Here is a 14,256-nt window from a genome sequence, read left to right on the forward strand (position 1 = left end):
GAGAAAACCATGAACCAGTTATCCGACTTCCATCGCGAGCGCGTCAGGGCAGTACTGAATGCTTCCCCCCTGGTGCCGGTGATTGCTATTCACGATCTTGCAGACGCCGTTCCCCTGTGTCGCGCCCTCGTAGATGGCGGCATCAACGTTCTGGAAATCACCCTGCGCACCGAACACGGCGTAAAGGCCATCGAAAAGGTTCGCGAAGCCATTCCCGAAGCCTGGGTAGGTGCCGGAACGGTTACCAGCATTGCCCAGTACCGCCAGGTGGAAGCGGCCGGCGCCCAGTTTGTGATCACCCCGGGCGTCACCGAGTCCATCCTCCAGTTCGGCGTGACCTCCGAGGCGCCGCTGCTGCCGGGCATTGCCACCATTTCCGAGATGATGGTGGGCTATAATCTGGGCTACCGGGAATTCAAGTTCTTCCCGGCCGAAGTTGCTGGCGGCATCCCGGCCCTCAAGGCCTTCAACGGCCCCTTCCCGGACGTCACCTTCTGCCCAACCGGCGGCATCCGCCGCAACACCGCCGCAGACTACCTGGCCTTGAGCAACGTGCAGGCCGTCGGCGGCACCTGGCTGACGCCACCTGAGGTGGTAGCCGCCAAAGACTGGGCCCAGATTGCCGAGATCGCCCGCGGCAGTCTTGCTGATCTCTGACTTCGGTTGATTGTCCGTGTAGCCTGATTTCTGGGAGTTTTCGCCCTTTGGGGCACGGCTTCCGGGAAACGCTACGAGCACATCCCTGTGCGCTTGGCGCTGGCCATCCCTGGCCAGCGACATTCCCGGAAGCCGCGCCCCAAAGGGCTTGTTAAATCTCACGATATCGCCAGTTCGCGTTGAGATGTCGTCACGCTGTCGTTTGGTTAGACCTGAAGCCCTTAATCATGAACTGACGGCCCTTTTTCCAGGCCTGAATGTGTTGTTTAAGTGTTTGGGGTAACGAATCCGGTTGCTCCATTCCATCTCTGGCATTCGAAAAGCTGTCACATCGGAATAACTGAAAGATCTTGAAGGAGGGAGTGGGGTTCCCCTTTCCAAAAATGTCTGTGGCCAAGGATGGCCACAGCCAAGCGCACATGGGTGAGACGGAGCGTTTATGAAGCGAAGCTTCATGCGACAGGCGAACGACAGCAATCTGTGATTGCTGGCTGGACCCCGCAGGGGTGCTCGTAGCGTTTTTTGGAAAGGGGAACCCCACTGCCGCCCTGCACATAGCCTCAGGCTACACGGCCATGCACGACAGGCAGCGGGCTAACAAAAAAAGAATCAGCGAATATCCGACCCAACGCGAACAATCTTCATGGTATTGGTCCCACCCTGGGCATTCACATAATCGCCCTTGGTGATCACCACCAGATCGCCATCCTTCACCGCACCACGGCTCACCAACTCCGAGACCGCCAGTGAGTTGGTCCGCTCATTGGGAATCTTCGCGGAATCGAACGGCACCGTCTGCACGCCCCGGAACAGAGCTACCCGGTGCTGTGTGGTGTGGTGCCGGGAGAAGGCGAAGATCGGCAGGCTGGACTTGATGCGGGACATCAACCGGGGCGTGGCGCCGGTTTCGGTCATACAGATGATCGCGGAGACACCTTCCAGGTGGTTGGCCGCGTACATGGCTGACAGGGCAATCGCCTCGTCCACGGCTTCCATGCTCTCGTGAATGCGGTGCTTGGACTGGTGCATGGACGGGTGTTTCTCCGCGCCCAGGCAGATGCGCACCATGGCCTCCACCGCCTCTTTCGGGTAATCGCCCACGGCAGTTTCGGCAGAGAGCATCACCGCGTCCGTGTAATCCATCACCGCGTTGGCCACGTCCGACACCTCGGCACGGGTGGGCATGGGGCTGGTGATCATGGATTCCATCATCTGGGTAGCCGTGATCACCGCCCGATTGAGTACCCGGGCCCGGGAGATGATGTGCTTCTGCACGCCCACCAGCTCGGCGTCGCCGATTTCCACCGCCAGGTCACCGCGAGCCACCATGACCGCGTCGGAGGCTTCGATCACGGCATCGAGAGCTTCCACGTCGTGAGCCAGTTCGGCCCGCTCGATCTTGGCCACGAGGCCCGCGTTGGAGCCGGCATCCCTCAACAGGCGTCGGGCGATGTGCATGTCCTCGGCGGTGCGAACGAAAGACACGGCCACGTAGTCCGCGCCCAGTTTGGCGGCGGTCACGATGTCCTGTTTGTCCTTTTCAGTCAGCGCCTCGGCGGAAAGACCGCCCCCGCGCTTGTTCAGGCCCTTGTTGTTGGACAGGGGGCCGCCGATCAGCACGGTGGAGGTGATGCTGTGGTCGTCTACCGACTGCACTTCCATTTCAATGCGGCCGTCGTCCAGTACCAGAATGTCGCCGGGTTTGACGTCGTCAATCAACTGCTCGTAGTCGATGCCGACACGCTCTTGGGTGCCGGCTTCCTTGTCCATCGCGGCATCCAGCACGAAGGTCTGGCCGGCATTGAGGGTGACCTTGTTGTCGGCGAAGCGGGCGATCCGCAGCTTCGGGCCCTGAAGGTCGGCCAGCAGGGCAACAAAGCGGCCCTGGGCGGCTGCAGCCTCCCGTACCCGTTGGGCGCGGCCAATGTGCTCCTCCGCGCTGCCGTGGGAAAAATTCAGCCGGGTAACATCAACGCCCGCGCCGATGATGGCGGCCAGGGACTCTGGCGAGTCGGTAGCGGGGCCGAGGGTGGCGACAATTTTGGTACGCCTGAGCATGGTTGTTGTCCTTTGGTTCTTCAAAATGATCACTGACCGGCCTGGATCAGGGCGATGGCGTTGTCCAGCATGCGGTTCGAGAAGCCCCACTCATTGTCGTACCAGGCCATGACCTTTACGTGACGGCCCAGAACGCGGGTGTGATTGGCATCGAATACGCTTGAAAGCGCGTTGTGGTTGAAATCCACGCTGACCAGCTTTTCGATATTGTAGCCCAGAACCGGGTTGCCTTCGGCCGCCGCTTTCACCGCCTGGTTCACCTCCTCCACGGTGGTGTCGCGCTTGGCAATAAAACCGAAATCCACCAGGGACACATTGATGGTGGGTACCCGGACGGCCAGGCCATCAAGCTTGCCGTTCAGCTCCGGAATCACCTTGCCAATGGCAGCAGCAGCGCCGGTCTTGGTGGGGATCATCGACTGGGTGGCGGAACGGGCGCGATAGAGGTCGGAGTGGTAAACGTCGCTGAGCTTCTGGTCGTTGGTGTAGGAGTGGATGGTGGTCATCAGGCCGCTTTCGATGCCGATCGCGTTATGCAGCGCTTCCACTACCGGTGCCAGGCAGTTGGTGGTACAGGAGGCGTTGGAGATGATCTGATGGTCAGCGGTCAGGGTGTCGTGGTTTACGCCATAAACCACCATGGCATCGGCATCCGGGCTTGGTGCCGAAATGATCACCTTGTGGGCGCCGGCGGTCAGGTGCGCTGCGGCCTTGTCGCGCTTGGTGAACAGGCCGGTGCATTCGAACACCACATCCACCTTGTGGTCTTTCCAGGGCAGTTCCTCGGGATTGCGCAGGGCGGTTATGGCAATGCGGTCACCGTTAACGGTCAGGGATTCGGCGTCGTGGCTGACGTCGGCATCAAATCGGCCGTGAACACTGTCATACTTGAGCAGGTGAGCGTTGGTTTCGGCATCGCCCAGGTCGTTGATGGCCACGACTTGAAGCTGGTTCCGGTAGTTATTTTCATACAACGCCCGGAGCACATTGCGGCCGATACGGCCAAAACCGTTAATTGCGATACGGATAGTCATCGTTCGACTCCTTGTTTGGTTGTTTTTTGTTCGATATGTCTGTGCAATGTAGTAAATATAACAACAAAAAAAGAAGAAATGAACGATATAACGGTGGAAATACCAAAAAAAGGAGGTAAAATTACGTCTAAAAGCGATCACTCTAATAATGTACGCAATGGAGCCCACCATGCACCCGACCGTTGACAAGGTTACCCAGCGAATTATCGAGCGTAGTCGCTCCACCCGGCAGGACTACCTGAACCGGATGAATGCCCTGAAGGCCCAGTCTCCCCATCGCAGCTCGCTGTCCTGCGGCAATCTGGCCCATGGCTTTGCGGCCTGTAACCAGGGCGACAAAGACGCCCTGAAGTTTATGAACAAGGCCAATGTGGCCATCGTGACCGCATACAACGATATGCTTTCGGCCCACCAGCCCTATGAAAAGTTCCCGGATCAGATTCGCGAAGCGGCCCGGGGTATGGGGTCGGTGGCGCAGGTGGCGGGCGGTACGCCGGCCATGTGCGACGGTGTCACTCAGGGCCAGCCCGGCATGGAGCTGTCGCTGTTTTCCAGGGACACCATTGCCATGAGCACTGCCGTGGCACTCAGCCACAACATGTTTGATGCCACGCTGCTGCTGGGCATCTGTGACAAGATCGTTCCCGGCCTGCTGATTGGTTCCCTGAGCTTCGGCTACCTGCCTACGATCCTGGTGCCGGCAGGGCCCATGCCATCGGGCCTGCCGAACAAGGAAAAGCAGCGGATTCGCCAGCTGTACGCCGAGGGCAAGGTGGGCAAGGAGGAGCTGCTGGAGGCCGAGAGCAAGTCCTACCACAGCCCGGGCACCTGCACCTTCTATGGCACCGCGAACAGTAACCAGCTGCTCGTGGAGGTGATGGGCCTCCATCTGCCGGGTGCGGCATTTGTGAACCCCGGCACCCCGCTGCGTGACAAGCTGACCCAGGCAGCCACCGAGCAGGTCATCAAGCTCTCCAAGCCCCACGGCGGCGAGCTGGGTCTGGGGGACATGGTGGATGAGAAGAGCATTGTTAACGCCCTGGTGGCGCTGCTGGTGACCGGTGGTTCCACCAACCACACCATTCACTGGATCGCGATCGCCCGGGCGGCCGGCATTATTATCGACTGGAATGACTACGCCGAGCTGTCTTCCGTGGTGCCCTCGATGACCCGCATCTACCCCAACGGTCAGGAAGATGTGAATGCATTCCATGAGGCCGGCGGCACGCCCTTCCTGATCCGGGAACTGCTCAATGGCGGCTTCCTGCACAACGATGTGAATACCGTGGCCGGTTACGGGCTGGAACGCTACACCGAAATGCCGGAGCTGGAGGGCGACCGGCTGGTCTGGAAGCCGGCGCCCGAGAAAAGCCTGCGCCCGGATGTATTGAGTACGGTGGCCGAGCCTTTCGCGCCTGACGGTGGGCTGCGGGTGCTGGACGGCAATCTGGGTCGCGGTGTGATCAAGGTCTCTGCCGTGGCTCCGGAGCATCGCACCGTTGAGGCGCCGGCGGTGGTATTCAACGACCAGAACGAGCTCAAGGCGGCCTTTGAATCCGGGGATCTGGACCGGGACTGTATCGTGATCGTGCGCTTCCAGGGGCCCAAGAGCAATGGCATGCCCGAGCTGCACAAGCTCACGCCTTATCTTGGTGTGCTGCAGGATCGCGGCTTCAAGGTGGGGCTGGTAACCGACGGTCGAATGTCCGGGGCCTCCGGCAAGGTGCCGGCTGCCATCCACGTCTATCCGGAAGCGCTCGATGGCGGCCCGCTAGCCCGGGTTCGCAACGGTGACCTGGTGCGTCTGGATGCCGGGTCCGGTGAACTATCGGTGCAGGTGGATGAGCAGGAATTTGCCAGCCGCGAGTCGGAAAAAGCCGATCTGAACGGGTATCATCACGGTTACGGTCGGGAGCTGTTCGGCTGGATGCGCCGTGCCGCCAGCAACCCCGAGGAAGGTGCCAGCTTTTTCTGGAATCACGACGCATGACCACAACTCATTACTCGCTGGTGGGCGACATCGGCGGTACCAACGCCCGGCTGGCCCTGGTAGAGCAGGGCAGCGTGCAGCCGCAGGCCATCGAGATTCTGCCCTGTGGCGATTACGACAATCTGGACGACGCTGTTCGGGATTATCTCGCCCGGGTTGGCGTTACCGAGGTGGGTGAGGCCTGCCTGGCGGTGGCCTCGCCGGTCCGTGGTACCCAGGTGCGCATGACCAACAACCACTGGCGATTTGATACCGAAGAGGTGCGCGCACAGTTCGGCTGGTCTGCGTTCAAGGTGATCAACGATTTCACCGCCATGGCCCTGGGTGTTCCCCATGTGGCAGAGGACCGCCTGGTCCATGTGTGTGGTGGCCCGGGCGACGGACACCGGCCCAGGCTGGTGATTGGTCCCGGCACGGGCCTCGGCGTCTCAGGGTTGGTACCGATCAAGAACGGCTGGGTGCCCCTGATGACCGAAGGCGGTCATGTGGATTTTGCACCCACCGACGACACCGAAATGGCGGTGCTGAGAATTCTCAAGGCCAGGTTCGGACGGGTGTCGGTGGAGCGGATCCTGTGCGGCCAGGGTCTGTTGAACCTCTATCAGGCCCACGCGGAGATCCAGGGTGTGGCAGCGCCTCTGGATGCACCGGAAAAGATCACCGCCGCGGCGGTAGAGAATACTGACGCGTTGGCTCGCCACACGCTTCGTCATTTCTGCGAGCTGCTCGGCCGGGTGGCCGGAAATGGCGTTCTGACCCTGGGTAGCACCGGCGGTGTTTACCTGTGCGGGGGCATTCTGCCCAGATTCCTGGATTTCTTCCTGGAGAGTCCGTTCCAGAGCGGGTTCGAGGACAAGGGCCGAATGCGCCCGTTGCTGGAATTCACGCCCGTTTATGTGGTCACTGAGCCATACACAGGCCTGCTAGGGGCTGCCGAGGCGCTGGCCAACCCCGAAGTGTGAGTGCCTGTTACAGGTAGTGCACCAGTTGGCGTTGATCAAACCGGTACTGGCGGTTGTACACGCCATTTTCGGCACGACGACCGGCGGCGACCACCATGGTAACCAGGTTCTTGGCGGGCAATTTGAGCAGTTTGCGCACCCGGCATTCGTCGAATCCCTCCATCGGGCAGGAATCGAAGCCGTGAGCCCGCAACGCCAGCATGAGATTCTGGGCCGCCAGGGCGGTTGACTTGGTGGCCCAGATTTTCATCTCGCAGGGTGAGTAGGGGCCCCGCGGCACCGGCCGAGTGAGTCCAACAGCCAGGCCCGCCGCCTTCTTGGCCAGACCCAGTACGCCCAGCGGGCCCTGGTTGTAATGAATCGGGGCGACCTTGCGGTAATACTTCTCGACGATAGGTGGCATGGCCTCTTCAGGCCAGTCTTCGAGAGCCTGGCGGGCGTGGTCGCGCCAGGAATCGGGCCGTGCCACTACCACAATCAGCACCGGGGCGGATTTTGCGGCGTTCTGGCCCAGACAGGCGTGGGCTACCTTGGCCTTCAACTCCGGTGTTTGCACCACGTAAAACGCCCAGGGCTGGAGGTTGCTGGAGTTGGGCGCCAATGTCGCAAGCTCCAGGCAGTCCTCTAGCACCTGCCCGGGAATGGGCTCATCGGTAAACCGGCGGATGGATCGGCGCGAACGGACGACTTTGCGGAATTCTTCAACGTCGATCTCCGGAAGGCTGGTCGGGCCGGCTTTTGCGTTCATGGTGCGTCCTCGGGTACTTGTTACGAGTGAGAAGTGCTCCTATCGTTACGGGATTCGCGAGATGATGCAATCGCCGGGGAAGCCAATAACCGATGACTGACGAGCTTGCACACCTTAGTTTTGGTCAACTGGTCCGCCGGGTGCGGGCCTGTACGATCTGCGCGGACTATCTGCCCCTGGGCCCGAGGCCGGTCATCCAGATGGCCGAAAGCGCCCGTATTCTGGTGGTAGGGCAGGCCCCAGGCCGACGCGTACATGAGACCGGGCTGCCGTTCAACGACCCCAGCGGCGACCGGCTCCGGCAATGGATGGGCGTTACCCGGGACACCTTTTACGACGAACAGAAAATGGCCATCCTGCCCATGGGCTTCTGTTATCCGGGCACCGGCAAGTCCGGCGATCTGCCTCCCAGGCCCGAGTGTGCCCCGGCCTGGCGACAGGTGCTGCTGGATCGCTTGCCCCATATTGAGCTGACCCTGGTCATCGGCCAGTACGCCCACGCCTGGCACCTGCCCGGACCGCGGCGATCGGTCACAGAGTCGGTTCGGCAGTGGCGGGAGCATTGGCCCGCCGTGCTGCCCATGCCGCACCCAAGCCCCCGAAACAATCTGTGGTTGCGACGTAATCCCTGGTTTGAGGCCGACGTAATCCCCGCACTGCAGAAGCGGGTGGCGCGATTACTGGGGCCCGGCGAAGAGGACTAACCGCCTGCCACTTCCCACTGCCTCAGCAGGTCCTCGTAGCGAATGGTGACGCCTTTTGGCTTTTCGTTGGCAAGCCTTGGTTTAGGGGCGCCAGGTTGAGCCAGCCACCACTCGGCTCCCCGAACGTCGGCGCCTTCCGCCATCTTCGGCCCACAGTCACCGGCCAGAAAGTTTCGCTCGATAACCGAGAGTGTACGGTCCTGGGCGGCAGCCAGGTTGTCTAGCGCCTGCTGAGGGCTCACCCTGCCGGTTACTGCGTCTGCGATGTTGGGCCACCAGAGCTTGGCGAGGCGCGGGTAGTCCGGCACATTAACCCCGGTTGGAGACCAGGCAAGTCGCGCCGGGCTGCGGTAAAACTCTACCAGCCCGCCCAGGGCCGGCGCCTTCTGCTGCATTTGTGGAGACTCCAGGTCAGACAGACGGATCGGAGTCAGTCCGTAAAGCGTTTTCTGCAGCGAGACCGTTCTTGCAACTGTGAACTGGGCATACAACCAGGCCGCTTTCTGGCGCTCTGCGCCCATGGCGCGAGGTATGGTCCAGGCGCCAACGTCCTGGTAGCCCAGCTTCATGCCGTCCTCCCAGTAGGCACCGCGCGGAGAGGGTGCCATACGCCATTTCGGCGTGCCATCCTCGTTAACCACTGGCAGTCCCTCACGGGTCATATCGGAGGTAAATGCCGTGTACCAGAAGATCTGTTGTGCAACCTGGCCCTGTGCCGGAACGGGGCCGGCCTCGGAGAAAGTCATGTCACGGGCTTCAGGCGGGGCAAAGCGATCAAGCCAGTCAATGTATTTCTCGAGGGCATAGACCGCAGCCGGACTATTGGTGGCGCCACCACGACTGACCGATGATCCGACCGGATGGCACCCTTCCATGCGAATGCCCCATTCGTCCACGGGCAGCCCGTTGGGAATGCCCCTGTCGCCAGCGCCTGCCATGGAGAACCAGGCATCGGTGAAGCGCCAGCCAAGGGAAGGATCCCGTTTGCCGTAGTCCATATGGCCGTAGACGCGTTGCCCGTCGATTTCCCTGACGTGAACGCTGAAAAACTCGGCGATGTCCTCATAAGCGGACCAGTTCACCGGTACGCCGAGCTCATAACCGTAGCGATCCCGGAACTGCGCCCGTAATTCCGGACGCTGGAACCAGTCGTAGCGGAACCAGTAAAGGTTGGCGAACTGCTGGTCGGGCAGTTGATAGAGTTTGCCATCCGGGCCGGTCACAAAGTCCAGGCCGATAAAATCCTCAAGCGCCAGACTCGGCAGTGTGAACGCCTTGCCCTCGCCCTCCATGTAATCGCTCAGCGCGAGCGCCCAGCCGCTGCGAGCGTGTGTTCCGATCATGTCGGAGTCATTCACGAACGCATCATAGCGACCCTTGGCCGCCATGATGCGCTGCAGGTTGATCTGCCGGATCACTTCACCCTCGGGCTTGCGGTCATGGGTAACGGCAATACCGGTCAGTTGGGAGAAGGCCGGGGCCAGTACCTCGGCTTCGTAATCGTGGGTAGGTAGTTGCTCGGAAAGAACCGATATCTCCCGGTTCTGCAGGCCGCTGGCGGCATGAACAAACCACGCCAGTTCCTCGGCCTGTTCTTCCGGCGACAGAGTGGAGTCCGGGAAGTGGTCCGCAATCAGTGCGCGAATAAGCGATTGTTTTTCCGGTGACAGTCCGTCGAACAGGGGACCGGCCAGAGTGGTGCGACCGAGCAGGAGCGTCAGGATAACCAGAGCGGTGAATGTTTTCATGATCGCCTCTTGTTTTTGTTGGTTTTCGTACAAAAACCGATCATAGAGTTCGCGAAAAGGTTCGTCAACGAAAATAATTCATAGTCGATTCGTAGGTGTTAAAAATAAATAAAACAGGTATTTACGTGTATTTTTGTGGATTCCAGCAATACTGAAATCTCACTAAACGAAAATTTTTTCGATCATAAACTTTTCATTTAAAGTTTTCGGCGCTAGATTTGTTCTGTTTCGAACTGTCTGATCTTCGAACGAAAGCGAATCGCAGTTCGTTAACGGTGCTGACAAGCGGCCCCGGTGTCGGTGGTCAGTGCGACTCAAGCGCTAACAAAAACAGGAAGCTACCATGATCGAAAACAACAAAGTTCCCATGTCGTCCAACTCCCGCTCTTTCCGCAAGGCGCCCCTGGCAGCCGCGCTGCTTCTGGCTGCTGGCGTTGCCACGCCGGCCATGGCCGAGGTTTCCCTCGAATCCGACAATGGTTGGAAGGTAGGTTTCAACGGCCACATTCCGATCTTTGCCGTATTCGGAAACTATGATGAGCCGACCGACGAAGACTCCTTCACAATCACAACCGGCTTCAACCCGGCGACTCTTCAGACCAACATCTACGCACCGACCCAGAACGGCCTGCAGGTCTCCGGTCACTTCCAGATGAACGCTGACATTGCCCCCGGAGACGCGGAGGCCAATTTCCGCAGCCGGGTGTCCGAAATTGCCGTTGCTGGTGGTTTTGGTACGGTGAACATCGGTAAGGGCTTTGGTATCTATGGCGTGCCTGCCATCGGCGACAATGGCAGCGCCCTGGGTGTGGGCCTGATCGGCGGGCCGGACCAGGTTGCCGCGACGGCTGGCCGAATTGGCAACGGTTACTTCTATGCCAACTTCACCCCGCGGGTAATGTACACCTCCAACGACCTGGGTGGCCTTCAGTTCAAGGTGGGTCTGTTCAGCCCCTCCAAGGTGGACGGCGTGGCCGACGCGGAGTACACCATGCCCCGGATCGAAGCCAACGTGGTTTATTCCGGCAGCAACTTCTCTCTCTGGTCCAGCGGTTTCACCCAGGACGTGGATTCCAAAACCGGAGCCTTTGATGACTACACCATGTCCGGTGTCGACTTCGGTGGCTCGGTCTCCCTGGGCGATCTGACGGTTCGCGGCAACTACGGCATAACCAAAGGCACCGGCAACTACGTGTTCGCTGCACGCCTTGACCCGAACGAAGAAGAAGCCAGCCAGTGGTACGTCGAAACCACGTACAAGCTCAACCGCACCACCCTGGGTGTCAGCTACGGTGAAGGGGAGGACGATTTTGTTGCCGGTGATGGCGACGATACCGATCTGACTATGCTGTTCGCCCGCTACGCGGCAACCGACAACCTGACCCTGATGGCCGAATACACCACCCTTGGTACCGGTAACGGCCAGGGAGAGTACGACGCAATCATCTTCGGTTCGCAGCTGACGTTCTGATTGGTGCGTTCTGGGGCCAGTACCCTGATAACTCGAAGCAAAAAAGGTTGGGGTTAACGCCTCAACCTTTTTTTTCAGATTCCGGGGATGTCTGGGAGGAGCCTCTGCCTGCCCGACTTCTCCACAGCCCGGAATCTACGGTTTTGGCACCAAAAAAGCTCCGGGCGGAGATCATCCGGCCGGAGCAAAGATGCCTGAGAGAGCGTCAGGCGCTGTGGTGGAGAGCGGTTCTGTGAGTCTGTGGCGTGACCGTTTTCATCAGGTAACGGTCCAGGGCTTCGACATCGGACTCCAAGGCGTACAGTCCCTGCTTGGTCCGGCGCCAGAGGATATCCTCGGAGGTCATCGCCCACTCGTTGCAGACCAGGTAGCCAACCTCCCGTTCATAGAGCGTGCCCGCGAAGTGCTTGCCCAGGTCCTCCATGGCGTTGCAATCCCTGAGGATCTCGTAGCTGCTGGTACCGTAAGTGCGAACGTAGCGTTCGATCACCTTCTGCTCCAGCCACGGAAAATCCCGCTTCAGAGTAGCCTCGAGTTCCTCGTGGTTGGAGAAGTCACCACCCGGCAGCACGCCGGTCTTGGTCCAGCGCCCACCGGCTTCCGGGAAGAACTGGCAAAGCTTGTCGGTGGCGGCCTCGGCCAGTTTTCGATAGGTCGTGATCTTGCCGCCGAATACCGAAATCAGCGGCGCCTTGCCTTTCTCGCTGTTCACCTCGAAGGAGTAGTCCCTCGACGCTTTCTGGGCATTCTCTTCCTCGTCATCCATAAGGGGGCGGACCCCGCTGTAGGACCAGACCACATCCGACGGCGCCAGTTGACGCTTGAAGTGGGAGTTCACGATGTCCAGCAGGTAGTCTGTTTCCTCCGGGGAGATTTTTGCCTTCTTCGGATCACCCTCGTAATCCACGTCTGTGGTGCCCACCAGGGAGAATTCGTCCTCGTAGGGAATTACGAACACAATCCGCTCATCCTCGTTCTGGAGAATGTAGGCCTCATCCCCCTTGTTCAGTCGTGGCACCACAATGTGGCTGCCCTTGACCATGCGGATCATCTTGGGCGCCGGCATGGACAGCGTCTCGCCGAACAGTTTGCTGACCCAGGGGCCCGACGCATTGACGATTGCCTTGGCCGTGACGGTGGTTTCGCGCTCACTGGTCATGTCACGCAGGGTGATCTTCCAGTGTGTGTTGCCCTGTTCGGCCTTGACGCACTTGGTGCGGGTGCGGATCTGCGCGCCGAACTGCTGGGCTTTTTTCGCGGTTAACACCACCAGCCGGGCGTCGTCTACCCAGCCATCCGAGTATTCGAAGCCTTTGGTGATATCCGGCTTCAGGGGGTCGGAACTGTCAAAACGGATCGAACGGGAGCCCGGGAGAATTTCCCGCTTGGCCAGGTGGTCGTACAGGAACAGGCCGGTGCGGATCATCCAGGCCGGGCGCAGGTGAGGGCGGTGGGGCAGACGGAAGCGCATGGGCCACATAATGTGTGGTGAGTTCCGCAACAATGATTCCCGCTCGGCCAGGGCTTCACGCACCAGACGGAATTCGTAGTGCTCCAGATACCGGAGGCCGCCGTGTATCAGCTTGCTGCTGCTCGATGAGGTCGCCGATGCGAGGTCATTCATTTCGCACAGTAGGACTTTCAGTCCCCGTCCTGCTGCATCCATGGCAATGCCGGTGCCGTTGACCCCACCGCCAACGACAACAACGTCAAACTGGTCGTGCTCCATAGTCATTGTTGGTCATCTCCTGACGCCAATTTGGATAAGACGCACGGTTCTTTCGCGCGCATCTCAAAGTTCTTAACGCGGTCTGCCTATCATTATGCGAAAGGCATGCATCTTCGTAAAGGAAAAATTAGAAAAAAAGCGAAAATATGTGGGCGATCACATTTTCGAAAAGGGAGGGAATCGAAAAAACGCTGTCAGATCAGACGAGGTGCAGCTGAACGTTGTGTTCGGTGAGGAGCTGACGAATTTCCACTGGCGGCTGCTGGTCGGTAAACACGTGGTCGGCCTGGGTGATGCTGCCCAGCCGGACCATGGCGTTGCGGCCGAACTTGGAGTGGTCCGCCGCGAGCAGCACCTGCTGAGAGTTGGCGATGATGGCCTGGGCTACCCGCACTTCGCGGTAGTCGAAATCCAGCAGCGAGCCGTCGTTGTGGATGCCGCTGATGCCAATGATGCCGAAGTCCATTTTGAACTGGTTGATGAAATCCCGGGTAGCTTCGCCAACGATACCGCCGTCCCGGTTGCGCACCTCCCCGCCGGCGATGATGACATGGAAGTCTTCCTTGGCGGAGAGTATGGAGGCAACGTGCAGGTTGTTGGTAACCACCTGCAGATTGTTCTTTTCCAGTAACGCCTTGGCGATGGTTTCGGTGGTGGTGCCAATGTTGATAAACATGGAGGAGTTGTCGGGGATCATCTCCACCAGAGCTTCGGCAATGCGTTCCTTGGCCTCCAGGTCCATGATCTTGCGCGCCTGGTAGGCGGTATTGACCGTGCTCGAGTCAATGCCCGCGCCGCCATGGTGTCGGCGGAGTTTTTTCTGTTTGGCCAGCTCGTTGAGGTCTCGGCGGATCGTCTGAGGCGTGACCTTGAACTGGTCCACCAGCTGTTCAGTGGTCACAAATCCATTCTGCTGGATCAGCTCCATGATCAGATCCTGTCGACGACGCTGTGCCATTCAAACCCCCTGTGCCTGAGTGATCGTTCTCATTCGAAATGCTGCATTGGCGAAAATATTCTGAAGTTTAGTTGTTTTCAGCGGCTTATGCAGCTCTTTTGGTGCGCTCTGGCCCGTCAGTGCGCGATTGTCGTGAAAATGACTTGGCTTTGATGTTCAAAAAGGTAAAAATGCGAAAAAATAAGAAAGCGAGGTCG

General features: G+C 59.5%; 11 protein-coding genes. 5 read left to right on the forward strand and 6 right to left on the reverse strand.

Translation table 11 applies throughout. The annotated features are described in order from the left end of the window. Positions 1–9: 9 nt before the first annotated feature. Positions 10–657 carry a bifunctional 4-hydroxy-2-oxoglutarate aldolase/2-dehydro-3-deoxy-phosphogluconate aldolase gene (locus ACFC20_RS07235; RefSeq protein ID WP_375192409.1) on the forward strand — a complete coding sequence of 216 codons (648 nt, stop codon included), beginning with the start codon at positions 10–12 and terminating at the stop codon, positions 655–657. A gap of 609 nt (positions 658–1,266) precedes the next feature. On the opposite strand, the gene pyk is transcribed toward ACFC20_RS07235, so the two are convergent. Next, on the reverse strand, positions 1,267–2,715 hold the full coding sequence (pyk, locus tag ACFC20_RS07240; RefSeq protein ID WP_375192410.1) for a pyruvate kinase: 1,449 nt from the start codon (positions 2,713–2,715) through the stop codon (positions 1,267–1,269). 29 nt (positions 2,716–2,744) lie between these two features. Then, the gene (gene gap, locus ACFC20_RS07245; RefSeq protein ID WP_375192411.1) at positions 2,745–3,749 is read right to left on the reverse strand and encodes a type I glyceraldehyde-3-phosphate dehydrogenase; all 1,005 of its coding nucleotides are present in this window, start codon (positions 3,747–3,749) and stop codon (positions 2,745–2,747) included. Positions 3,750–3,918: 169 nt separating this feature from the next. On the opposite strand from gap, the gene edd reads away from it, so the two are divergent. Both edd and ACFC20_RS07255 read left to right on the forward strand, forming a co-directional pair. Then, the gene (edd, locus tag ACFC20_RS07250) at positions 3,919–5,739 is read left to right on the forward strand and encodes a phosphogluconate dehydratase (protein WP_375192412.1); all 1,821 of its coding nucleotides are present in this window, start codon (positions 3,919–3,921) and stop codon (positions 5,737–5,739) included. Next, positions 5,736–6,701: a glucokinase gene (locus ACFC20_RS07255; protein WP_375192413.1), complete on the forward strand. Its 966-nt coding sequence runs from the start codon at positions 5,736–5,738 to the stop codon at positions 6,699–6,701. The genes edd and ACFC20_RS07255 overlap by 4 nt, the downstream gene beginning before the upstream one ends. 7 nt (positions 6,702–6,708) lie before the next feature. Here ACFC20_RS07255 and ACFC20_RS07260 read toward each other — a convergent pair whose 3' ends face one another. Next, positions 6,709–7,449, reverse strand: a complete 741-nt coding sequence (locus tag ACFC20_RS07260; protein WP_375192414.1) for a nitroreductase family protein — start codon at positions 7,447–7,449, stop codon at positions 6,709–6,711. A 92-nt stretch (positions 7,450–7,541) separates the two neighbouring features. Here ACFC20_RS07260 and ACFC20_RS07265 point away from each other — a divergent pair, with 92 nt between their 5' ends. Then, positions 7,542–8,153 carry a uracil-DNA glycosylase family protein gene (locus ACFC20_RS07265; RefSeq protein WP_375192415.1) on the forward strand — a complete coding sequence of 204 codons (612 nt, stop codon included), beginning with the start codon at positions 7,542–7,544 and terminating at the stop codon, positions 8,151–8,153. Here the strand turns inward: ACFC20_RS07265 and ACFC20_RS07270 are convergent. Next, entirely contained in the window at positions 8,150–9,901 is a 1,752-nt protein-coding gene (locus ACFC20_RS07270; RefSeq protein ID WP_375192416.1) for an ABC transporter substrate-binding protein, read from the reverse strand. The genes ACFC20_RS07265 and ACFC20_RS07270 overlap by 4 nt on opposite strands. Positions 9,902–10,244: 343 nt before the next feature. Here ACFC20_RS07270 and ACFC20_RS07275 point away from each other — a divergent pair, with 343 nt between their 5' ends. Next, entirely contained in the window at positions 10,245–11,372 is a 1,128-nt protein-coding gene (locus ACFC20_RS07275; RefSeq protein ID WP_375192417.1) for a porin, read from the forward strand. A gap of 205 nt (positions 11,373–11,577) precedes the next feature. Here ACFC20_RS07275 and glpD read toward each other — a convergent pair whose 3' ends face one another. Next, positions 11,578–13,107: a glycerol-3-phosphate dehydrogenase gene (gene glpD / locus ACFC20_RS07280; protein WP_375192418.1), complete on the reverse strand. Its 1,530-nt coding sequence runs from the start codon at positions 13,105–13,107 to the stop codon at positions 11,578–11,580. 193 nt (positions 13,108–13,300) lie between these two features. Further along, complete coding sequence (locus ACFC20_RS07285) at positions 13,301–14,059, reverse strand: DeoR/GlpR family transcriptional regulator (protein WP_091986100.1); 759 nt, start codon at positions 14,057–14,059, stop codon at positions 13,301–13,303. Positions 14,060–14,256 lie beyond the last annotated feature (197 nt).

Origin of the sequence: Marinobacter sp. (assembly GCF_041984545.1) — a bacterium.
GTDB lineage: Bacteria > Pseudomonadota > Gammaproteobacteria > Pseudomonadales > Oleiphilaceae > Marinobacter.

What these genes read in the sequence shown, in the direction of transcription:
- ACFC20_RS07235 (WP_375192409.1), top strand. Translation starts at nt 10, where the DNA reads ATGAACCAGTTATCCGACTTCCATCGCGAGCGCGTCAGGGCAGTACTG.
- pyk (WP_375192410.1), bottom strand. Translation starts at nt 2,715, where the DNA reads ATGCTCAGGCGTACCAAAATTGTCGCCACCCTCGGCCCCGCTACCGAC.
- gap (WP_375192411.1), bottom strand. Translation starts at nt 3,749, where the DNA reads ATGACTATCCGTATCGCAATTAACGGTTTTGGCCGTATCGGCCGCAAT.
- edd (WP_375192412.1), top strand. Translation starts at nt 3,919, where the DNA reads ATGCACCCGACCGTTGACAAGGTTACCCAGCGAATTATCGAGCGTAGT.
- ACFC20_RS07255 (WP_375192413.1), top strand. Translation starts at nt 5,736, where the DNA reads ATGACCACAACTCATTACTCGCTGGTGGGCGACATCGGCGGTACCAAC.
- ACFC20_RS07260 (WP_375192414.1), bottom strand. Translation starts at nt 7,449, where the DNA reads ATGAACGCAAAAGCCGGCCCGACCAGCCTTCCGGAGATCGACGTTGAA.
- ACFC20_RS07265 (WP_375192415.1), top strand. Translation starts at nt 7,542, where the DNA reads ATGACTGACGAGCTTGCACACCTTAGTTTTGGTCAACTGGTCCGCCGG.
- ACFC20_RS07270 (WP_375192416.1), bottom strand. Translation starts at nt 9,901, where the DNA reads ATGAAAACATTCACCGCTCTGGTTATCCTGACGCTCCTGCTCGGTCGC.
- ACFC20_RS07275 (WP_375192417.1), top strand. Translation starts at nt 10,245, where the DNA reads ATGATCGAAAACAACAAAGTTCCCATGTCGTCCAACTCCCGCTCTTTC.
- glpD (WP_375192418.1), bottom strand. Translation starts at nt 13,107, where the DNA reads ATGACTATGGAGCACGACCAGTTTGACGTTGTTGTCGTTGGCGGTGGG.
- ACFC20_RS07285 (WP_091986100.1), bottom strand. Translation starts at nt 14,059, where the DNA reads ATGGCACAGCGTCGTCGACAGGATCTGATCATGGAGCTGATCCAGCAG.